Raw genomic sequence first — 19,147 nt, forward strand, 5'->3', positions numbered from 1 at the left:
GTCGCTCCTTATGAAAACAGCACTTCGTTGAACTCTTCTTCCTGCTCGTCGGTCTGCAGGTCGGCCAGTGACCAGTCGTAACCGTCGATCAGTGCTTTTTCGCGGTTGGCCTGGTATTGCGGCACTTCAATTTCATGAATGCCGTCGTATCCCGGCCAGTAACCGGCGGCTCGCCAGCGCAGAATGCTGGTCAGCCCCAGGTCGCGCAGAGCAAGACCCCGGGCGCGGTCTTCGTCCTTGTAGTGGTACACACCCACCAGCACCGGCTTGAACGCCTCCTGGCCCAGCGGCGCGTCCTTCTGGATAGCGATGAACACGAAGCCCGGCTTGATGCCGGTAACGGACTCGTAGCCCTCGCTGTAGTGGGCGTCCTGAATGTGGTAGTTGTGCTTGCTGCCGTCCCGGGCAAAGCCGGCGGGTGAAGCGTCCAGCACGAACTTGGCGTCTACCAGCACATGGTCGGGGGTGGCCCAGTCGGGCCGGCATTTCAGCAGCTCACCGGTTTTGTGGTGCCGCCAGTAAATGCTCTGCTCGGCCACACCCTCTTCCAGCAGCATGGCGGCCTCGGGCTCGGCCAGCACCGCCTCGCGGATCCGCTGAACGTGGATCCATTCGTCTTGGCTGAGGATTTCCTTGCCTTCGTGGTGGGCCTTGAACTCGGCCACGATTTCATCCACGAACTGGACGCTTTCGTCTACCGAGCGGATCCGCTCAATCAGGTCGGCCTTGCTGCCACCCATGCTCAGGGGCTCGGGGTATTGCTTCCACTCTTCCACCTGGGCGGCGTGTTCGCTGCTGCAGGCGGCGTAGCTTTCCAGCAGGGTGGCGTAGCTGCCCTTGGCCTTGAGCGGCTTGGGCAGGGTGTCGTTGTGGGCCTTGATGCAGGCCTTGAGCCGGGTGAGGGTGCGCTTTTCATCTTCGCCGATCTTCTGGTGCTCGGCGGGCAGCTTGCTGTAGCTGGCCTCGGCTTCTTCCAGGTTGCCGGCGGGCAGGGGGGCGGCCAGGCCCTCGTTATAAGCCTCGATGGCGGTGATGAGGTCGGCGGCGTCCGGCTTTTGCGGCAGGCCGGCGTTGTATTGCTCAATCCAGCCTTTCAACTCGTCGGCACTGCTCAGGGCACCTTCGGGCATGGCTGGCATCACGGCGTATTCAGTGTGGAAGTCGTCGAACTCCAGCAGCGCCTTGTGCAGGATTTTGCCCTCACGGAAAGCGGCAGTTTCTTTCTGCTCGTTGCCGTCCACCTTGTAATACTGGTAAACCCGGCCATTGGTGAGGGCGTGGTCGATATGGCCCTTGCTGATGCCGGGGCCGCGCTGGTAGTCGTCGTTGCTGATGCCCTGATAAATGCCGGGCTTGATCTGCTCGGCGTTGAATACAAAGCCCTGGGCGGGCTCAACGGTGCGGGTGATCTGGTCCATGGTTGGTCCTCTTGTTCAGTTGAGAATGCCGATATCGGCCTGGGCGCCGCCGGCAGGCAGCGGCTGGACGCGCGCGGCATGGCGTTCGCCCTTGATATAAAAACTGGTGCGCTCGCGCCGAAGGCTGTAGCAGAGTTGCCAGCCGTCGGCGGCCAGTTCAGTCCTGAGTTGCCTCAGGCTGGGTCGCTTGATGGGTGGTTGGGTTTTGATGAACAGCATGCAGCCTCCTATGGCAGGATGCGCCCGGGTTGAAGAAAAGGGACGGAACAGTTCTAACAAGGTGCTGGACGCACCCTGCAATAAGGGCTGGGTGAGGGCCTTTCCCCTCGGTCAGCCGGTCACCGCGCTTTTTTTTGGTGGCAGGCAGCCACACTGGAGGTGCGCGGCCCGGTTGCCGGTGTTTCCCACCGCCGGCTGGGGCACAGATGTTTGGTTGTGGCCAGTGGCCTTATTTGGTCTTTCGGTTAGCCAACAGGATGACCGGGACTCCGATAACCGCGAGTGCCAGAGCGATACCCGCCTCGGTTACCTCATCCAGCTCAATGCCAAAGAATTTGACGATGAAGTTGGCGGCGGCCATCAAAACGACAATCACGCCAAGCAGCAAGGTGTCTTGTTTCTTCATGAACTTCTCCATTGGAATAAAAAGCCCCGGACTGGCCGGGGTGAAACATCACCGCTAACAACGGTGCTAGTGAGTGGGTTGTGGTGGCCGGTGCATTTCCGGCTTACGTAGGTCGTGGCCGTAACCCTACGCGCTTGTTTAAGCTTCCTTGAGAGGCTTGCCACATCAACATCACTGCGCATTCACCACAACGGTCAAGCCCACTCCCCATCTTCGCCGCTGAACTGCCAAGTAAAGGTAAAAGGGGAGGGAATGGGCTTGCCGTTGCCCGCTCGAAAGCGGGCTTCGGTAAAGAACTCATTGCAGGTCGGTCCCTCGCGGGGTCTGGAAGAGTGCTTCGCCACTCTCCTTGCTATCCGGGGTTGCTCCGGCGCTGTAATTGTTCTGTGGCCCGAAATTCGGGCGCAGAAAGCCAAGAACCCTTATGCGTGGTTCTGAAAGGTGCTTGGCTTTGGGCTCGCTGGCCGAGCCCGGGCCGTTAGGGGTGTTGGAGTTTGTGCCGGGCTGCTTCCCTGGCCTTGATGATGTGGTGGCTTTCGCAGCAGACAGTGGCGTAGAGTGCCTTGGCGCGCAGGCGCTGACGGCGGCCGGCGTTGCCGTTGAGCAGGTCGCGCAGGTTGATGGCGCGAGTGGTGATGATTTTCTTGGCCCTGGCAAAAAATGGAGTGGTCATGTTATATTTCCCCTGTGTCGCCTGAGTTGGTCCTCTTGGCGGCATGGCCGCACAAGAGTTGGTCCTCTGAACGCGGTTATAGTCTTGGTGGTTTGCCACCGCTTGAAACCCCTTGTTGGTCCGAGGGGTTTCTCCCTTCACTTAAACTTAAGTTTTCTTAAGTCCTGCTTGGTAAGTAATTTAGATCTGCAGCCTTTCAAGGTCAATAGAGAATTTAAGTTTATTTAAATTTTTTTCTGCGCCCATAAAAAAACCCGCATCGCAGCGGGCTTTTGCTTTGTTTTGCCGGTCAGCGCCGAAAACTTCTCCTCTCAACCATGACGGCGGCATTGCCATCCAGCATGTCCGCGCCGGCCCCGGGGTAGGCCGGATTGGCAGGCGCCAGTGCAAAATCGTCGGGGTTGCTCATGCTGCGCAGCTGATAAAGCCGAACCAGGAATTCTCCGCTCTTGCTCATCATTCCCACCACATCGCCAGGGCGAGGGGTTGCAGCCGGATCCAGCACAACAATGTCGGAGGGCTCAAGGCAGCCCTTCATGGCTTCATCATTCATCACATAAGCAAAGGCTCGGTCGCTGACTTCAAGGTGAGTTGCCGTCAGCCCCGATGCCTCAGCCTGGTCGGCCGAGACGCCGCTGGCAAGCCACTCCCGCACCTCCTGCCCGGTTTGCAGTATGGGCAGAAGCGCGATGCTGGCCTTGCCCTTCAGCACCCTGACAGCGGCCTGCACATCGGTAACGTCACCAATCGTGTCCGGATCGCCAACCCCCTCTTCCAGCCAGGTAACGCTGGTTCTTAACGCCTCAGCCAGTCGGTGAATATTCTTGGGTCGGACGTCACCAGACTCCCACAGTGAAATGGTTACCCCAGACACCCCTACGAGCTTGCCAAGGCGGATCTGAGTCAAACCCAGGTCAAGCCGTCGCTGTTTCAGTCGCGCACCTAAGGATTCCACCGTCACTCCGTTCAGAAATTAAAGATGACTTAAATGGTAACGGGCGGTTGACTTCGCTTTCCTTGGGGTCGAGAATTTAATAAAATTTAAATTAGGACCAGCCAGCTCTTACAGAGGACCACCATGACAGTTCATGCACGACCCCAAAAGTGCCTTGTACGCAAGGACGACGTGATTTCCTACTTTGGAAACCGCGTAAAAACCGCACAGGCGTTTGGCATCTCTCCATCTGCCATCACCAGCTGGCCTGACTACATCCCGGAAGTCCGGGCCCGTCAGTTGCTGGAAATGACGTCCGGTGCGTTTACCCAGTTTCGCCTTGTCGATATGCCGGGGCGAACGGCGAACGGAGCTGCCACCCAATAAAAAAGGAGCCTGCCATGGGCCGTAAAAACCTCCCCCAAGATGAACGAATGGATGATCGCAAGACCATCAAAATGCGGTTTAACGCCTCAAAGGGGCAGTTATGCCGCGAGGTAGCCGGCGAGCTTGGTCAGCTGCCTACCGAATTCGCCAGGGGCTCAATGGAGCTCACTCTGGTGCTGTTAGCAAAGCACGATCCGGAATTGATGGCGAGGGCCATCAAACGAGCCAACCGGGTGCTGGCCGGCCAGGGGTATGAGCCTCTAACCCTGATCGGCTTGCTGGAAGATTTGCGCGAGGGGCCGGTGGTTGAACTACTGGCCAACGAACGACAGAGATCCATCACCAACAAGCAGGGATAAACCATGACAGCAGCAACCGACCCGAGAGTGAAAGAGCTGGTAAAGGCACTGGCCGAAGAGATCAACATGAAGCTGGTGCCCGCCTCTGAAGAGACCGCAGAGGAAGCCCCCGAGCCAGTTCTGATTCACTAAGCAGGTTGCGCCACCAAGACGATAAGGACCAAAGACCATGAGCAGTAACAACGTCTTTCAATTGCGGCCGGATGATGCGTCACCGGCCTTGCCCGTTTCTGATGCTGCGCGAGGTAAGCGCGTGTCCGACAATAAACGTTCCGGCTTTGTGCTGCTGTATCGCAGCCTGCAGGACGCCCCTTTCAAAAAACACCCCGATCGGTTTTGCCTCTGGGTCCACCTGTTGATGGAAGCCGGCTTTGAGGCCACCGAGGTATCGTTTAACCGCAACACCATCAAGCGCCGCCGCGGCCAGGTGGTTACCTCTGCCCGCCACCTGGCGCAGGCCTGTGGCATTACCGAAGACAGCGCCCGTCGCAGCCTGGAGTTCTTCAAGAGCGAGGGCATGGTCAGCCTGTTCACCAAGCGCGGCACCCGTGGTTATTCGGTGATCACCCTGTCCAATTACGACGATTATCAGCGCGGAATTACAGAAACCTATTCCGCAGGTTTTGACGCCGATTTTAAAGCCGCGCCAGTGCTGGGCTCAGAGGGTGGGCACGCCGAATTAGCCGCAGGTTTTCACGCCGAATACCACGCCGAAGATCTAAACAATAAAACAAATAAACAAAGTAAAGATCAGAGTATTGATTCTGTTGGGTCATGCACGGCTGACGCCGGGCACTCCCCCGGCCCGGAAGGGCAGGAGCCTGACGATCATGGCGTTCCTGATGGGGCCGCCATCCACGCCAAGCGCGGCAAGCGCACCCTCTGGGGCACCCATGACGATCTGCGCTGTGCCGAGTGGCTGGCCGGACTGCGAGACCAGGCCTTTGAGCGCCGCGAGCTGGCCCAGCCCAAGCGGCCAGACATGGCGCTGTGGGCCAACGACGTGCGCCTGATGCGCGACCGTGACGGCCGCAGTCACCGCGATATCTGCGAGCTGTTCAAGTTCGTGTGCTCCCATCACCGGGAGCTGGAGTTCACCCAATCCCCCGCCAAGCTGCGCGACAACTGGGACACGCTGCGCCTGAAGGCCGCCAACGCCACCCAGAGCGCCAGGCCGGCTGCCATGGGTAACGTGCTGGCTGCTCAGCAGCGGGCGTCCGCCTACGCCGACCTGCTTGACGATGATCAGGAGGTGTGACGTGGGCGAACTGAGCGTTATCAACCAGCGACACCCCGGCACCCAGCAGCGCGCCGTGGCCACTGCCAATGGCATGAGCCCGACAGACCAGATCACCGTGCTGCTGACCAACACCATACTGCCGGCCTGGTGCGTGCACTACCCGGGCAGCGCCGGCCGCATCGACAGCAATCTGCCGAACATGGCCAGGGTGTACACCGAGTTCCTGACCGGTCGCGGGCTGACCGTGGGTGACATTCGCGCCGGCCACCTGATGGCTCTGGAGCAGGATCGGGAGTTTGCGCCGCGGCCGGCCGAGTTTCTGGACCTGTGTCGGGAAGCTGCCGCCAAGCGCAAGCGGGGGGAGCGGAAGCCGCAGATCTCGCTGTCTGCCGTGCGCATGATTGCCGAGTCCAGCCTGTATCTGGCTGGTGAGGCAGTGAGCGAGGAAGCCATCAGTGCCGCCACCGAATCGCTGCTGGGCGACTACCGGGCAAGGGGCGTGGACGTGGTGGGGAGTGCGCTGTGACCTATGAATTCTGGATGGGCGCAAGCCTGCTCACCCTGGTTTTCGCGCTGCTGATGATCTCCGTAGTGGCCGACGCCGAGCGCGCAGAGCTGAAAAGCAAACAGGACCAACTCAACCAAAAGGACCAACTGAAATGACCGAACTGACACTGATCGCCGCCAATGCCCAGCCGACCATGAGCAGCCGCGAAATTGCGGAACTGGTGGAATCCCGCCACGACAAGGTGAAGCAGTCCATCGAGCGGCTAGCCGATCGCGGCGTAATTGTTCGCCCCCCAATGGGGGATGAACAGAAGCCAGACGCAATGGGCCGGATGCGAACGGAAAGCGTGTACCTGATCAACAAGCGCGACAGTTACGTCGTGGTTGCCCAGTTATCCCCCGAGTTCACCGCCCGCCTGGTGGACCGCTGGCAGGAGCTGGAAGCCCAAAGCGCCTTTCGCATCCCTCAGACCTTGCCTGAAGCCCTGCGTCTGGCTGCCGAGCAGGCGGAGCAGTTGGAGCAGCAGCGCGCCCTGATTGAGCAGCAGAAACCCGCCGTTGACTTCGCCAAGCGCATTGCCAGCGCCGAGAAGGGTGTTCACCTGGGTAACTTCGCTAAATCGGTGGGCCTGGGTCCGCGCAAGGTGTTCGACATTCTGCGTGAGCAGCGCGTACTGATGACCGGCGGCGCCCGGCACAACCTGCCCTATCAGGAGTTCGTGGATCGGGGGTATTTCACCGTGCGCCAGTCAACCTACGAAGCCAACTCCGAGATCCGCATCAATCACACGCCGCTGATCACCGGCAAGGGCGAGCAGTGGCTCACCAACCGGCTGATCTCTGCCGGCGTGCTCAAGGCGGTGGCGAGCTGATGACCGTCGAGACCTTCAATCTGCTCACTTTCACCCTGCTGCTGGCAGGCAATGTTCTGGACGACATTCTTGTTCATGTGAGGTATGGCAATGACCCGTTGTGGGGAGTGGATCAACGTCGCGTATCCCGGGCAGACCGAGGCCGAGCGTCAGGCCGTGGAAGCGCACAAGCAGGAGTGCCTGGCGCGGTACCAGCGCTGTCAGGAATCGCTGACCTGGAGCACGGAGCGGGCCAGACAGTGGTTTCTGAGCCTGCCGGACGACGAGCGCAAGGCCTGCAACCGGATTATCCGCTCGATAAAGGCGCTGCGTGATGGCCGAGTTCAGCTTGATTAAGCACCTGGGCGGGGTATGGCTCCCCGCCACTGAAGTGGATCATGAGGCCACCGCGCAGCTGCCCATTGGCACCCTGTTCACCGGCAAGGGCAGCGGCCGGCGCAATGTGCGCTTTCACCGCAAGTTCTTCAGCCTGCTGAACCTTGGCTTTGACTACTGGGAGCCGGCGGGCGGCTTGGTCACCCCGGCAGAGACCCGTGCCGTGCGCGCCTTTGTGAAGTACCTGAGCCAGTGGGCGGCGCTGGACACCATGACCCAGGCGGCGGACGCCTTTCTGGCGCAGCTGGAGCAGCACAGAGCTGACAGGTTTCCGGTTCCTGCCAAGTCGTTCGAGGCCTACCGCAAGTGGGTGGTGGAAGAAGCCGGATTTTATGACCTGATCACCCTGCCGGATGGCTCCGTGCGCAAACAGGCCCGCTCGCTCAAGTTCAGCAAGATGACCGAGCACGAGTTCAACGAGCTGTACAAGGCCGCCTTTGGCGTGATCTGGCGGCATGTGCTGGTGAATACCTTTGCCAGCGAAGACGAGGCGGAAGCCGCAGTAAACCAGATGATGGGGTATGCGTAATGGCCAGGGGCTCAAAAACCAAAGCAGAGCGGCAGTGGCTGAGTGACGTGGCCGGCCTGGGTTGTGTGTGCTGTCGCAACCTGGGACTGGGGGCATCGCCCGCTGAAATTCACCACATTCGTGCCGGCCAGGGAATGGCGCAACGGGCCAAACATACCGAGGTGCTGCCGCTTTGCCCTCGCCATCACCGCGCCTGCTACCTGACCGGCTTTCACGCCGACCCCAGAGGCTGGCAGCTGGAGCACGGCACCGAGGAAGAGCTGCTGCAGCAGGTGCGGGCTGAAGTGGAGCAGGAGAGGGCGTGTCGTGTCTGAGCAGATATTCCAGATCACTCCGGTACCCAAGCCCCGCATGACCCAGCGTGACAAGTGGGCCAGGCGCCCCGCCGTGCTGCGCTACCGGGACTACTGCGACCAGGTGCGCGCTGCCGGCGTCACCCTGCCGGAGGCGGGGTATCACGTCACCTTCTATCTGCCCATGCCGGCCAGCTGGAGTAAGCGCAAGCGTCTGGAAATGGCCGGTCAACCGCATCAGCAAAAACCAGACAAGGACAACCTCGAAAAGGCCCTGCTGGACGCTATTTTTGGTGAGGACTGCCGTATCTGGGATGGCAGGGTAAGCAAGCGATGGGGTGTGGAGGGCCGCATCGTTATCCGCACAGAGTAACCGCCACACAACAACAATGAGAGCAACACCCGGGAATACACACAAGGAGCCGCGCGCCATGTCAGAACAGCACAAGAAAACCCGTATCAGCACCTCAGGCATCCCCAATCGGCAGGAGCAGGCCGAACTGGCCCGCGCCGTGGGCTTGCGCCTGAAAGAGGCCCGGGAAATGGTCGGACTGAGCCAGCTCAATGCCGCCAAGCAGCTGGGCTACAGCAACTCCACCAAGCTGAGCAAAATTGAGAGCGGTAAGCACAGCAGCCAGATCCCCATTTGGGTGCTCAAGCGCGCCGCTGAAATCTATGACGTGTCCCTCGATTACCTGATGGGTATCACCGAGACCATGGAGCAGGAAGACAGTCGCCATACCGCCCTGCGTGAAATGATGGTGCACATGCGCGAGCGTTGGGAGCGGATCCGCGAGCGGGACGTACTGGTGCAGGTAGGAATGCTGAACCGAATCAAGCACGTGGAGAACAGTATTCTGCTGATAGAGCAGGAGGCCGAAGACGCCGCTCATGCCCTGGCCCGGGTTGCTGAGCTGAACCCCGATGACTGGCAGGACATGAAGGGCGGCGCACGGCTGGCCTCCGCCATCGAGCGCACGGCTGCCGCCTCCCGTACCGCCCGCAAGAATATCAAGCGGTTCCGGGCTGAGAATGTGGCCGCCGGCGGTGCCCCTCAACTTGACCTGGTGTTTGTGTGACGACATGGCAGTACCGAAACTCACGGCCGAGCAATGGGCCGAGGTAAGGCGGGTATGGGAAACCGACTCCCGCGATGGATACACCTGGCTGGTGCGGGAACTGGAATTGCCGGTTTCCGCGCCGGCGGTGCGCAAGACCGCGCTTAAGCAGGAGTGGAGCAAGGTTTCCGCGAAAAAGCAGAAACCGAAAATGCCGGCCAAAACCAAGAAACCAGAAACCAAAAGCCGAAAACCGAAAACCGACGAGAAACCGGAAACCAGAAACCCAGCCAGCAGAAAAGACCCGCACGAACCCACCCAAGAGGAAATCGACGCGGCGCACGACTACCTGCATGGCGAGCGGGGGACCGATTGTTCACCTGAACGTACGCGCGCGCGCACACGCGATCCCGGCATGGATGACTTTGCCTATGGCGGCCTGCGTGATCTGCTGGGCCCCGCCCCGGGCGGATTCGGTGTGTATCGTCGGGAGTATTCGGTGATTGCGTTTCGCTTTATGCTGCTGGGTGCCACCATGGAAGATCTGGCCAGCCTGATCGGTGTATCGAAAACCACCCTGTATACCTGGATGGACACCCACCCCGAGTTTTCAACGGCCATCAACAACGGCCGCAACACCGCCGACGCCAACGTGGCCAGCCGGCTGTATCAGCGCGCCATGGGCTACACCCACGAAGCCGAGGAAATCAAGGTGGTGGACGGTGGCATTGAACGGGTAATGACCACCAAGCACTATCCGCCGGATCCGCAAAGCGCCCGATTCTGGCTGATCAACCGCCAGCCCGAGCTGTGGAAAGAGAAAGTCGAGGTTATCGAGAAGCCGACCATTGCCCTGGTGGACAAGGAAGCCATGGACAAGGTGTATGAGCAGGTGCTGCAGGAGGCCGAGCAGAAGCGGGCCGCATTGCAAAGCCGGGCTGAACGGCTTGGTCTGCTGATGGACAGCGAAAAGGGCGGCGCGGTGCGCGACGACGAGGTGATCATTGCTCACGACGACGAGGGCGATGCCTGATGGCCAAGCGCATTCCCCTGCATGAAGATCCCCGCTGGCTGCCGTTCTGCGAGCGCTACGCGCCGGATCCGGCCCGTTTTGCGGTGGAAGTGCAGGGGGTGACGCCCACACCCCAGCAGCTGGAGCTGTATGCCGAAGTGGCTCCGTCACGCTCCCGGGTGTCGGTGGCGTCCGGCCACGGCACCGGCAAGACGACCAGCGTAGCCAACATGGTGCTGTGGCACCTGCTTTGCTTCCCCCAGTCCATCACCCTGGTGACCGCCAATGACATGGACCAGCTCAAGGCAACTCTATGGAAAGAGATTGGCATTGCGGTAGAGAAGATTCGGCGCAGTGCGCACGGCTGGATTGCCGACCATATCGAGATTCTGGCCAACGCCACCATGCGCATTCGTGGGTTTGAGGACACCTGGTTCGTGGAGTCCAAGACCGCCAACGACAAAACCGCCAACAAAATGGCCGGCCGTCACGGTGAGTGGCTGATGATCATCGGGGACGAGGCCTCCACCCTGTCCGATACCGTACTGACCACTCTGCGCGGCGCGCTGACCGAGCAGCACAACCGCATGCTGCTCACCAGCCAGCCCACCCGCAACGCTGGCTTCTTCTGGCGTACCCATCACGAACTGGCCCGCACCAACGGCGGTGAGTGGGCCAACCTGACCTTCAGCTCGCTGGAATCGCCCCTGGTGTCCGACGATGCCCTGCGCGAACTGTGGGACAGCTACGACGACGACGAGCGCCGGGTGCGTCTTCTGGGCCTGTTCCCGCAAGACAGCAGCAAGCACATGATGAGCCTGCCGGACGCCATGGCCATGTACAAGCGGGGGCGCATCATCAAGCCCGGCGAGGCCTACGGCTGGCTGGTGCTGGGTGACGTGGCCAGCGGCGAAGGCCTGCGCGATAAGTCGGCGGTGGTGCTGGCCCGAGTGATCGGCTACGGCGATCGGGGCCCGAACGCGCGGCGGGTGGAAGTGGTGGCGGTGCCCATTCACACCAACGGCATTCGTTCCAACCGTTTCGCCGGCGCCATGGTGGAGGCGGGGGACGACTGCGAGGGCGCCCGGTATGTGGTGGACTCCGGCGGTCTGGGCATTAACGTGTGCCAGGATCTGGAGGACATGAATAAGCCGGTGGAGCGGGTGAACTGGGGTAACCCCTGCTTTCAGAACAAGAACAAGGACCGTTACCTCAACCTGCGCGCCCAGGCCATGCACCAGGCGGCCAGGGCAGCGAGAGAGGGGCGACTGTCCATCCTTACCAACGAACACCGCAACGTGCTGCTGGCCCAGTCCAGCCGCATTCCCAAGACGTTCACCGACAAGGGGCGAGTGCGGGTACCACCCAAGCACAGCACCGAGTGGGAAGGGATGCCGTCGCCGGACTTGTGGGATGCGATATGTTTCGCTTTCCTTGAGGGCGTGGGCTACAACCCGGTGTCTGGCGCCGGTGATGCTGAGCGTGATCTCGGGGCCAGCGTGGAGAGCGAGGTGGACGAGCTGTTTGCTGACGTGTGAAATCTGAGGGGATTGATTGTTCGTGGGCGAGAAGAGGCCGGCATTGCTGCCGGCTTTTTATTTTGCGGACTTGTCAGCCAGATCTTTCAGCCAGCCGGAGATATTGGCATCGCCGGCACGGACATAGCCGTCCCGCACAGCAGCATTGCTCCAGCGTTCGTGCTGCTCATCAGTGATGCGCATATCAAGCCGGCGGGTTGCTGGATTGCTGGTCTTTGGGCGGCCTGGGCCGCGCTTAGTTTCTTCTTTGCTCATGAGCGCCATATTAGTACAGACAATAAAGACTGGAAACAGATATTTTTGTGTGTACAATAATTATTGTACAGACATTAATTAATGGACAGGCCTTCTGTGGGGAATGAGGTCATGCCGCAAGAGGGGTGAGGGAGGGGTAGTGGTGACGCACGTGGTGAGTTTTTCTGGAGGTCGAACCAGCGCCTATCTGGTCCACCTGATGGAGCAGAAGCGCAGGGATGAAGGGTGGGACGTGCATTATGTCTTCATGGACACGGGCGCCGAACACCCCCTGACCTACCGCTTTGTGCGCGAGGTGGTGAAGTTCTGGGATATTCCGCTGACCGTGCTGCGCGTGAAAATCAACCCGCAGCTGGGCCAGGGCAACGGCTACGAGGTGTTCAGTCCCGCCGACATACAGACCCACAGAATGCCGGCGCTGACGCCGTTTATGGATGTGGTGAGGAAGTACGGCACGCCGTATATCGGAGGTGAGTTTTGCACAGACCGAATGAAGCTGCAGCCCTTCAAGAAGTGGTGCGACGACACTTTCGGGAAGGGCAATTACACCACCTGGATCGGCATTCGGGCCGACGAACCGCGCCGACTAAAGGAGAGGGTGGGTATCCGTTACCTGGCTGAGCTGTCCGACTTCGACAAGCAGGATGTGCTCGACTGGTGGAAAGATCAGCCCTTTGACCTACTGATACCCGGGCACCTGGGCAACTGCATTTTCTGCATCAAGAAGAGCACCCAGAAAGTAGGTCTCGCCACCCTCGACGAACCGGGCGCAATGCGTGTTTTCAACCACGACGTCATCAACAGCAAGGAGACCCGAGACGGGCACCGGGCCACACCAAAGCAGGTGATGTACCGGGGCCACCTGTCGCTGGAGGGGATAGCGAAAATGCACAGTGACATGGAATACCAACGGCTTTATGCCGACATGTTGGCGGCCAAACGCTACGACACCGGCAGCTGTTCCGAGAGCTGCGAGATTTTCAACGGTGAGCCGCAGTATGAGCTGGAATTTGCGTGAATCGGCCGCATGAGGCACTGACTGGCGGATCATCCCATAGGTCACTTGACCGATTTGGTCACCCATTAAATGAAATTTGAGAGGAGGGGTGCCGTGAGGAACGAGGGGTATTACTGGATACGGTTTGATTCCACCTGGTGGGTAGCCTGGTGGGATTCAGGCTCAGAAGAATTTGAGCGGCATGGCTCGGTGTTTGGGCTAACCGAAGACGAGTGCGAAGAAATTGACGAGCGCGAAATTGCGCGGGAATCCAACTGAGGGAAAGATGGGGTATGAGCACATTTCATCGTGAATTCCGCTACTGGGTAGCGAAAGTGTCAGATGCCAATGCTGCACTGACTGAACAGGAGCGGGGGCAACTGGCGGCACTGATGCAGAAGGTGGCAGCCCACCGGGAGGTAGCGGGTAAAACGCCGCTAGAGTGTGTGGTGGTTGAGTCGGACTGGCCGATCCACGACAGCACCTGGGCCGCCGTCGAGCGCCTGTCTCACGGCTTGACAGTGGAGTGCCTGGACAAGCTGCGACTCGAACATTCGATGGCCGCGCTGAACACTCTGGCCGACAGCATCGAAGGCCATGAGGAAAGCAGCGACCTGATCTCGTCACAGTCGATCAGGGATTGCGCAAACAACCTGCCCAAAGATCTTGAACTAGGTATTTTCTGAGGGAAAGACAATGGCCAGTATTGAGCAAGTGATCGCCGTGTTTGAGACCAGCGACTCATGCCATGAGTGCCGCTATTTCCAATGGGGGCCGGGTGGCCCTGCCCCATGCGGGTGCGTCGTGATAGATGGTGCAGAAGGCACTGATTTTGACGACTGCCCCGCCCTGGAAGAATGAGAGGAAGGATCATGAAGGGACTGGATTACTACAAAGACTTGGTGCCTCAAGGCCCACTGCCGGTGAAAGCCGAACTGACCCAGCTTGAGGCCATGACCGTGCTCAAGGCATACGACTATGGCACTGAAACACTGAGCGAAGACGAACGGCACCAGTTGAACTGTGTGATCGGCAAACTCAAAGACCAAATTTGGCCGTAACCACCAGGGCCGGGCATAACCGGCCCCCGCTGAGGGAAAGATGAGGTGGATGATGCTTGATTGCTGCATCCGCAAGGGCTCTGTCAGGCCGCTGGCCAAGCGCCACCCGAAAGGGAAAAGGGATGCGATAAGCCGCATCACGGCAGAGTCCTTGCCTGATGTGGTGGTCACTGAAGGAGGGTGACAGCCTCACCCCTTTCTGCTGCAATGCAGGCTCAAACAAAAACAACAAGGAGCACGACATGAAAAAACTACTGATGGCCGCCCTGCTGGGCCTGGTGGCGCTACCGGCGCAGGCACTGAACGTGGTGCACGGCAAGGCCTTTGATGAATGGGTGTCTGGGGTATACAGCGACCGTTCAGCACTGGGCCCCGCATTCATTGAGCGCGACGGCGATACCGCCTATTTCGTCCAGGGCGGCAACCTGATCCCGTTTGAGATCAACGACGTTACCATTGTCAGCCCCATCCAGATAAAGGCGGTGATGACCAACCAGCTTGGCGGTGTGTACTCGCTGAACCGGGTGGGTGGCACGCTTGAGATCTTCACCCCCCAACGGTCAGACCATGCGCCTTCTGCATGTCAGGAGCCTGCTGGATAATGAGCGCGAGGTGATTATCAGCCGCGGCGGTGGTGGCGCAGGGTCGAAAAGCGCTGCCGCATCTTCATCGCCGGCCATTCAGGCCAGCTTTGATTGTGCCAAGGCGAGCACTCGGGTGGAGAAGATGATTTGCAGTGACGCCGCCCTGGCTGAGCTCGACACCACCCTGGCCGCCCGTTATGCCTCTGTGCTGCAAATGGGCGACGACAAGACATACTGGAAGCAGGACCAGCGCAAGTGGGTGAAGGAGCGCAACCAGTGCCAGCAACCCAGCTGCCTGGTGCACTCCTACAACGTGCGCATTCAGGATCTGGAGCAGGTGCTGCAGTATCTCAACAAGCCTGCCGAGTACAGGTAGTTCTCATCGCGTTTCACTAGGTTTCAGGAAAAGACAGAGCGTTACATCAATCAGCCAGCCCTACCATAACCCTCAATGCAACCGCACTGAGGGTTTTTTCATGCAACAACCAGGGGTGATCACCTACAACCTCAAGGAGCGCGGCCGCAAGTATCGCGGTCAGGAGCGCAGCTTTAACATTCCCGCCCTGGTGGCGTCCATCAACGGCCCGGCCACCCAGGAGCGGGTCGAAACCCGGGGCATGCTGGGGTATCTGGGTCACTGGCCGCGGATCCGCTTCGGCATGGAGCCGCCCGAGGGTGGGCTGTTCGGCGGCAAGGCCCATTCGGTGGAGCCCGCCGTGGTGACCGTCTACCTCAAGGCGCACCCGAACGGGGACGTGGAGCACAGAACCGAATTCCTCGACACCGAGCCCGGCGCCATTGCTGCCCGCATGTACGCCAATCGGGTGGGCGGCTTCAGCTCTGCCATTGATCCGGTCGATAACGAGCTGTACGGCTTCGACTGGGTGAATGACCCCAACTACTCCACCAACCGGCCTTATCAGCTGGCACTGGACAGTGCGGCCGACGGCGGCATGAGCTTCCTTGACGTGCTGATGGCCGAGCAGCAGGAGCGACTGGCCAGCCAGACCGCCCTGATGGAGGTGATGGAGAGGCAAATGGCATTGGCACTGGATTCCGCCGCCCGCCTCGAGCAGGACAACAATGAGCTGCTGGAGATCCTGGCCCGTGCCAATCATCAGGCTGGCGATTCACTGGCGGCCGCCGTGCTGGACTCCGCCGCCGGCAAGCGCGCGCAGAGCGAGGCGGAGCGCATCGAGCGTGAGCGCCTCATGTTCCTCGATTCCACCCTGCCGGCCTTTATCAACCCCGAACGCAAGCCAGAAGACAAGCAGGCAGAGCGGGAGTACCTGGCCCTGACCAGTCAGGTGATCCGCCATGTTTGAACCCGTCAAGGCCGGTCTGGGCGGCTTTATGCAGGACTTTTATCTGGGGCTGGTGCCGACCACCAGGCCACTGACCGAGTTCACCGCCCGGGGCTTTGCTCAGTGCGTGGCCTGGGCCCCTGGGCGCATGGTGGACAAGGCGGAGGACATGCTGGGTGCCTGGATGAAGAACGACAGCGCGCAGGCGCCAACCCGGCCACCCAAACTGCCGGTTATTCTGGTGGGCGTGGCCAACGACTACACCCCCATTGCCGGCAACATGGGCACTCAGATAGCGGATGCCATCGACGTGCAGTTGCCGGGTGACGACAAGTGCCGGTTCTTCCAAATGCGCATGGTGGCCGGCGAGGTGCGGGCCCAGGTGGCAATCTTTGCCCACGACGAGCCCACGGCCAAGAGCCTGGCGGCCCAGTTCCTGCTGTTCCTGTCCTCCCCCAGCCGGCGCGGCTTTGATGCTGTGTTCCCTTACGCTGGGGTGGATAACGCCTTCCCGGTGCAGATAGAGGCGCCGGACAACCCGGCCATGAGCATCGAAACCGGCACCAAAAACCTGAAGGTGCTGGCCATCGACCTGACCCTGATCTGCTCCATTCCGCTGTTCAGTGCGCCGGGTGAGGGTGAAGCGAACGATGGCAAGGGCATTCCGGGCACTGCGGATCCTGCCGGATTCCCGCTGGTGGCGGATGTAGATATCACTGCCAGGGAGGTGGAGTCATGATCAAGATGCAGGCCAATATCAGCGGCTTTCACGGTAAGCCGGTGACCCTGCTGGGCGCCCTGGATGAAAGCACCGGCATTCTGGTGGTGGCCAAGTCGGTGGCACAGATCCCCCGGGTGGATGGCTGTGTGCTGATTTCTTCCGATCGCCGCGGGGACCGGGACGCCACCTTTAGCGATGAGCATATCCACGAAGCAATCACCGCCTATTTCAAGCTCAAGGGCGAGGTAGCCGAAGACGGCAAGACTTCCCTGCTGCGCTTCGGGGAGCTGGCGGCCATGGCCGATCCAAGCTCGGTGATCGAGAAAGACGGTGTGGACGTGAACGGCCCCCGCTACCGGATTGCGCCGGACGCATCGAACGCGCACGTTGCGGCCCTGGCCATGTGCCGCTATGCGTCGTTTACCGGCGCCATTGGTGATGTGATGGACATGATGGACGAGCTTTCCGCGCTGCTGGGCGGTGAGGTGGTGACGCTGTGAGCCTGGACAATAACACGCAGGCCGCCCGGGTGTTCTGGCGCCTGGTGCAGGACTTTGTGGCCAATGTGAAGCCGTGGGATCCGGCCATCTATTACGACGTCAAGCCGGACGAGCGCTGGGATGCCACTCTGATATCCCAGCGGGTGTATGGTCGCCGTGACGAGTTTATGGCGGTGCTGGCGGCGGCCGGGGTGGACTCGGTGGATCTGCCCATTGAACAGCGGCGCATTGTGCTGCCAACGGACCCGCAGCTTCGCCAGCTCAAGTTTCAGGCCGGCTTTGAGTCCCGGCAGCAGTACCGCAACGGTAACGGGCCTAGCTGGAGGGTGAACTGATGGCCGAGGATATCGGTAGCCTCAAGGGGATATCGGCGGAGGTTCGCCAGCTGGTTCGGGCGGATGCCCAGCGCCGCCGGGAGGCAAAGAACATCCTGAGCCCGAAAGGGCTGCAGGGCAATTACGATGCCGGCGAGCTGCTGCATACCACCCTGGGGGGCGAGATTCGACCGCTGACGTCGGATGACCTGGCCGCATTCCGGCAGAATGCCCGCTCCCTGGGTCGCCGGTTCAAGGGGGGTATTACGCCGCGCCAGGTGATCGACATGTCGCTGGCGGTGGACCGCAAAAAGGCCCGGCAGGAAATCACCGTGGCGGTGCCGGCATCAGCCAGAACTGTGCGCGGCGCCGGCCGCTCTGCCGATTCGCTGGAGGTACGCTTTGTCACCAACGCCAGCAAGAAGCACGGCACCTATCGCCATTTCGTGACCGTGCAGTTCCTTGGCTACCCCACAGCCATCGCGTCCGGCGCGCTGACGCCGGCCAAGGCTGCCAGTCAGATGCGCAAGGAGGGGATCCGCTTCGACTGCGACTGTGGCCGCCACACTTACTGGTATCGTTACATCGCCACCGTGGGCAACTACAACGCCGGCCGGGCGGAGAACGGTTACCCCAAGATCCGCAACCCCAACCTGGCCGGCGTGGCCTGCAAGCATGTGTTGCGGGTAATGGCTGAGGTGGAAGGCTCCAGTGTGGTACAGAACTTCCTGGAGCGGGCCATTGCCAAGGGCCGCGAGCGGATGGATGGCACCAGCACCATTCGCACCAGCGACAAAGCGGCATCGAAAATCATTCAAAAGCAGGCTCTGCGACCCACCACCCACGGCGGCAGAACGGGCGATCGGGATTATGACCGGGCGCGACGGGCGTTAAGGCAGCAAAGCCGGGCCACCACCACCCGACCCACCAAGGTGGCATCGGGCAGCAAGCGGGTTTCTGCGCTGGCCGGCGATCCAAAGGCAGAGGCGGCCCTGATGGGGGTCGTTCAGCAGCTAGGCATCAGCCGTGAGCAGGCCATTGCCATTCTTCAGGGAGTCAAATAATGCTGACCAACGTACCCGCGGGCATCAACAGTGTGGCCCGCAATGTGATTATCAATCACCCCAACACCTTCAACTGCGAGGTGTACCGGCGCACCGTACAGCGCACCGGGCCGGAAGAGGGTGGCATGCCCACCCTGGGCGGCATGATGGTGCTGACCGTGGAGGACGAGGAGAATATCGGCTGGGAGCTGGTGGGGCTGGGCTTTGCCCTGTCCGCCGAGGCATTCCTGCCGTCTTCCATGGTGGACCGGCGCGATGCGTCCTATGGCGGGCTTGATGAATTCCGCTTCCTGGTGGAGCCCGAGCACAAGCTGGGCGACCCCGGCGGCTTTGAGGTCAAGAAGAACGACGTGATTTACCTGATCGTTGGCCAGGGTGACACCGCCGCCAAGATTGCCCATGAAATTGTGGACGTGGAATCTACCGTTAACGTGCCGCCGTTCGTGCCCCGCTTTGTTACCAACCGCCGCGCCGATCTCGATTTGATGCCCGGCGACCCGGGTATCGAACCCTGACCACCTGACAAC

At 60.6% G+C, this 19,147-nt stretch carries 31 protein-coding genes; 25 read left to right on the forward strand and 6 right to left on the reverse strand.

Going from position 1 to position 19,147, the window contains the following annotated elements; genetic code table 11:
• Positions 1–8: 8 nt before the first annotated feature.
• The 5 genes from PU634_RS04955 to PU634_RS04975 form a co-directional block, all read right to left on the reverse strand.
• Positions 9–1,418: a PD-(D/E)XK nuclease-like domain-containing protein gene (locus PU634_RS04955; RefSeq protein ID WP_306762953.1), complete on the reverse strand. Its 1,410-nt coding sequence runs from the start codon at positions 1,416–1,418 to the stop codon at positions 9–11.
• Between the two features lie 15 nt (positions 1,419–1,433).
• Complete coding sequence (locus tag PU634_RS04960; protein WP_306762954.1) at positions 1,434–1,637, reverse strand: hypothetical protein; 204 nt, start codon at positions 1,635–1,637, stop codon at positions 1,434–1,436.
• A gap of 229 nt (positions 1,638–1,866) precedes the next feature.
• Entirely contained in the window at positions 1,867–2,043 is a 177-nt protein-coding gene (locus PU634_RS04965; protein WP_306762955.1) for a hypothetical protein, read from the reverse strand.
• Positions 2,044–2,521: 478 nt separating this feature from the next.
• On the reverse strand, positions 2,522–2,716 hold the full coding sequence (locus PU634_RS04970; RefSeq protein ID WP_306762956.1) for a hypothetical protein: 195 nt from the start codon (positions 2,714–2,716) through the stop codon (positions 2,522–2,524).
• Between the two features lie 289 nt (positions 2,717–3,005).
• The gene (locus PU634_RS04975; RefSeq protein ID WP_306762957.1) at positions 3,006–3,671 is read right to left on the reverse strand and encodes a helix-turn-helix domain-containing protein; all 666 of its coding nucleotides are present in this window, start codon (positions 3,669–3,671) and stop codon (positions 3,006–3,008) included.
• A gap of 123 nt (positions 3,672–3,794) precedes the next feature.
• Between PU634_RS04975 and PU634_RS04980 the strand changes: the two genes are divergently transcribed.
• The 14 genes from PU634_RS04980 to PU634_RS05045 all read left to right on the forward strand — a co-directional run bounded on the left by PU634_RS04980 (position 3,795) and on the right by PU634_RS05045 (position 11,820).
• Entirely contained in the window at positions 3,795–4,037 is a 243-nt protein-coding gene (locus PU634_RS04980) for a Cro/CI family transcriptional regulator (RefSeq protein ID WP_306762958.1), read from the forward strand.
• 47 nt (positions 4,038–4,084) lie between these two features.
• The gene (locus tag PU634_RS04985) at positions 4,085–4,396 is read left to right on the forward strand and encodes a hypothetical protein (protein ID WP_306762959.1); all 312 of its coding nucleotides are present in this window, start codon (positions 4,085–4,087) and stop codon (positions 4,394–4,396) included.
• A gap of 3 nt (positions 4,397–4,399) precedes the next feature.
• Positions 4,400–4,528 (forward strand): hypothetical protein, encoded by a 129-nt coding sequence (locus PU634_RS04990; protein WP_306762960.1) that lies wholly within the window; start codon positions 4,400–4,402, stop codon positions 4,526–4,528.
• 121 nt (positions 4,529–4,649) lie between these two features.
• The gene (locus PU634_RS04995; RefSeq protein WP_306762961.1) at positions 4,650–5,654 is read left to right on the forward strand and encodes a phage replication protein O; all 1,005 of its coding nucleotides are present in this window, start codon (positions 4,650–4,652) and stop codon (positions 5,652–5,654) included.
• A 1-nt stretch (position 5,655) separates the two neighbouring features.
• Entirely contained in the window at positions 5,656–6,162 is a 507-nt protein-coding gene (locus PU634_RS05000) for a hypothetical protein (protein WP_306762962.1), read from the forward strand.
• A complete protein-coding gene (locus PU634_RS05005) occupies positions 6,159–6,299 on the forward strand; it encodes a hypothetical protein (protein WP_306762963.1) in 141 nt (46 codons plus the stop codon). The genes PU634_RS05000 and PU634_RS05005 overlap by 4 nt, the downstream gene beginning before the upstream one ends.
• Positions 6,296–7,015 (forward strand): phage antirepressor KilAC domain-containing protein, encoded by a 720-nt coding sequence (locus PU634_RS05010; protein ID WP_306762964.1) that lies wholly within the window; start codon positions 6,296–6,298, stop codon positions 7,013–7,015. The genes PU634_RS05005 and PU634_RS05010 overlap by 4 nt, the downstream gene beginning before the upstream one ends.
• Positions 7,016–7,105: 90 nt before the next feature.
• A complete protein-coding gene (locus tag PU634_RS05015) occupies positions 7,106–7,351 on the forward strand; it encodes a hypothetical protein (RefSeq protein ID WP_306762965.1) in 246 nt (81 codons plus the stop codon).
• Positions 7,329–7,919: a DUF1367 family protein gene (locus PU634_RS05020; RefSeq protein ID WP_306762966.1), complete on the forward strand. Its 591-nt coding sequence runs from the start codon at positions 7,329–7,331 to the stop codon at positions 7,917–7,919. The genes PU634_RS05015 and PU634_RS05020 overlap by 23 nt, the downstream gene beginning before the upstream one ends.
• Positions 7,919–8,233 carry a Ref family recombination enhancement nuclease gene (locus PU634_RS05025; RefSeq protein WP_306762967.1) on the forward strand — a complete coding sequence of 105 codons (315 nt, stop codon included), beginning with the start codon at positions 7,919–7,921 and terminating at the stop codon, positions 8,231–8,233. Before PU634_RS05020 ends, PU634_RS05025 begins: the two co-directional genes overlap by 1 nt.
• Entirely contained in the window at positions 8,226–8,585 is a 360-nt protein-coding gene (locus PU634_RS05030; RefSeq protein ID WP_306762968.1) for a RusA family crossover junction endodeoxyribonuclease, read from the forward strand. Before PU634_RS05025 ends, PU634_RS05030 begins: the two co-directional genes overlap by 8 nt.
• A 58-nt stretch (positions 8,586–8,643) precedes the next feature.
• Complete coding sequence (locus tag PU634_RS05035; RefSeq protein ID WP_306762969.1) at positions 8,644–9,291, forward strand: helix-turn-helix domain-containing protein; 648 nt, start codon at positions 8,644–8,646, stop codon at positions 9,289–9,291.
• 4 nt (positions 9,292–9,295) lie between these two features.
• Positions 9,296–10,303, forward strand: a complete 1,008-nt coding sequence (locus tag PU634_RS05040; protein ID WP_306762970.1) for a hypothetical protein — start codon at positions 9,296–9,298, stop codon at positions 10,301–10,303.
• Complete coding sequence (locus PU634_RS05045) at positions 10,303–11,820, forward strand: DEAD/DEAH box helicase family protein (RefSeq protein ID WP_306762971.1); 1,518 nt, start codon at positions 10,303–10,305, stop codon at positions 11,818–11,820. Before PU634_RS05040 ends, PU634_RS05045 begins: the two co-directional genes overlap by 1 nt.
• 57 nt (positions 11,821–11,877) lie before the next feature.
• Here the strand turns inward: PU634_RS05045 and PU634_RS05050 are convergent, their stop codons facing one another.
• Positions 11,878–12,075, reverse strand: coding sequence for a hypothetical protein (locus PU634_RS05050; protein WP_306762972.1), 198 nt, complete (start codon positions 12,073–12,075; stop codon positions 11,878–11,880).
• A 142-nt stretch (positions 12,076–12,217) separates the two neighbouring features.
• Here PU634_RS05050 and PU634_RS05055 point away from each other — a divergent pair, with 142 nt between their 5' ends.
• The 11 genes from PU634_RS05055 (at position 12,218) to PU634_RS05105 (ending at position 19,135) form a co-directional block, all read left to right on the forward strand.
• Positions 12,218–13,093, forward strand: a complete 876-nt coding sequence (locus tag PU634_RS05055; protein WP_306762973.1) for a phosphoadenosine phosphosulfate reductase domain-containing protein — start codon at positions 12,218–12,220, stop codon at positions 13,091–13,093.
• Between the two features lie 272 nt (positions 13,094–13,365).
• Entirely contained in the window at positions 13,366–13,758 is a 393-nt protein-coding gene (locus PU634_RS05060; RefSeq protein ID WP_306762974.1) for a hypothetical protein, read from the forward strand.
• Between the two features lie 186 nt (positions 13,759–13,944).
• A complete protein-coding gene (locus tag PU634_RS05065; RefSeq protein WP_306762975.1) occupies positions 13,945–14,133 on the forward strand; it encodes a hypothetical protein in 189 nt (62 codons plus the stop codon).
• 242 nt (positions 14,134–14,375) lie between these two features.
• The gene (locus PU634_RS05070; RefSeq protein ID WP_306762976.1) at positions 14,376–14,735 is read left to right on the forward strand and encodes a hypothetical protein; all 360 of its coding nucleotides are present in this window, start codon (positions 14,376–14,378) and stop codon (positions 14,733–14,735) included.
• Entirely contained in the window at positions 14,701–15,093 is a 393-nt protein-coding gene (locus PU634_RS05075; protein ID WP_306762977.1) for a lysozyme inhibitor LprI family protein, read from the forward strand. Before PU634_RS05070 ends, PU634_RS05075 begins: the two co-directional genes overlap by 35 nt.
• Positions 15,094–15,193: 100 nt before the next feature.
• Positions 15,194–16,042, forward strand: coding sequence for a hypothetical protein (locus tag PU634_RS05080; protein ID WP_306762978.1), 849 nt, complete (start codon positions 15,194–15,196; stop codon positions 16,040–16,042).
• Positions 16,035–16,760: a hypothetical protein gene (locus PU634_RS05085; RefSeq protein WP_306762979.1), complete on the forward strand. Its 726-nt coding sequence runs from the start codon at positions 16,035–16,037 to the stop codon at positions 16,758–16,760. Before PU634_RS05080 ends, PU634_RS05085 begins: the two co-directional genes overlap by 8 nt.
• Positions 16,757–17,242 carry a hypothetical protein gene (locus PU634_RS05090; protein ID WP_306762980.1) on the forward strand — a complete coding sequence of 162 codons (486 nt, stop codon included), beginning with the start codon at positions 16,757–16,759 and terminating at the stop codon, positions 17,240–17,242. Before PU634_RS05085 ends, PU634_RS05090 begins: the two co-directional genes overlap by 4 nt.
• Positions 17,239–17,577, forward strand: coding sequence for a hypothetical protein (locus PU634_RS05095; RefSeq protein ID WP_306762981.1), 339 nt, complete (start codon positions 17,239–17,241; stop codon positions 17,575–17,577). Before PU634_RS05090 ends, PU634_RS05095 begins: the two co-directional genes overlap by 4 nt.
• On the forward strand, positions 17,577–18,620 hold the full coding sequence (locus PU634_RS05100; protein WP_306762982.1) for a hypothetical protein: 1,044 nt from the start codon (positions 17,577–17,579) through the stop codon (positions 18,618–18,620). The genes PU634_RS05095 and PU634_RS05100 overlap by 1 nt, the downstream gene beginning before the upstream one ends.
• Positions 18,620–19,135: a hypothetical protein gene (locus tag PU634_RS05105; RefSeq protein WP_306762983.1), complete on the forward strand. Its 516-nt coding sequence runs from the start codon at positions 18,620–18,622 to the stop codon at positions 19,133–19,135. Before PU634_RS05100 ends, PU634_RS05105 begins: the two co-directional genes overlap by 1 nt.
• Positions 19,136–19,147: the final 12 nt, after the last annotated feature.

The sequence above is a fragment of the Oceanimonas pelagia genome, assembly GCF_030849025.1.
Lineage (GTDB): Bacteria > Pseudomonadota > Gammaproteobacteria > Enterobacterales > Aeromonadaceae > Oceanimonas > Oceanimonas pelagia.